Consider the following 539-nt stretch of genomic DNA (forward strand, 5'->3'; position numbering starts at 1 on the left):
AGCCGGGCCATCGTGCAGAGCGCCGGGCACGCCTTGCGCCTGCCCGGCCAGCGCCTCAAGGACGAGTTCAACCGCCACGGCGAAATGCTCCTGCTGATGCTGCGCTACACCCAGTCGCTGATCACCCAGATGGCCCAGACCGCGGTGTGCAACCGCCACCACTCCATCGACCAGCAACTGTGCCGCTGGCTGCTGCTGTCTTTGGACCGGCTGCCGGGCAACCAGCTGGTGATGACCCAGGAACTGATCGCCAACATGCTCGGGGTGCGTCGCGAAGGCGTGACCGAAGCCGCGGGCAAACTGCAGCGCCAGGGCATCATCGAATACAGCCGCGGCCGGATCAATGTGCTTGACCGGCCGCGGCTGGAGCAGCACAGCTGCGAGTGCTATGGGGTGGTGCGCAAGGAAACCGAGCGCTTGCTGCCGTACCTGCCTGGCAGCAAGCGCGCCGATCCGGACTGAAACGGGCGTGGGTGTCAGGCCGCGCCAGACGCCTTCACCGCCAGGATGCTCCCCGGCATCGAGTACAAGGCGCGTTC

Annotated in this window: 1 protein-coding gene; it reads left to right on the forward strand. The window is 66.8% G+C overall.

Annotation, left to right across the window (positions count from 1 at the left end):
* Positions 1-462, forward strand: a 462-nt coding sequence (locus F6S12_RS32785; protein WP_315869995.1) for a helix-turn-helix domain-containing protein, incomplete at its 5' end; no start/stop codon positions are given.
* Between the last annotated feature and the right edge of the window lie 77 nt (positions 463-539).

The organism is Pseudomonas sp. JV245A, assembly GCF_032424515.1.
Classification (GTDB): Bacteria; Pseudomonadota; Gammaproteobacteria; order Pseudomonadales; family Pseudomonadaceae; genus Aquipseudomonas; species Aquipseudomonas protegens.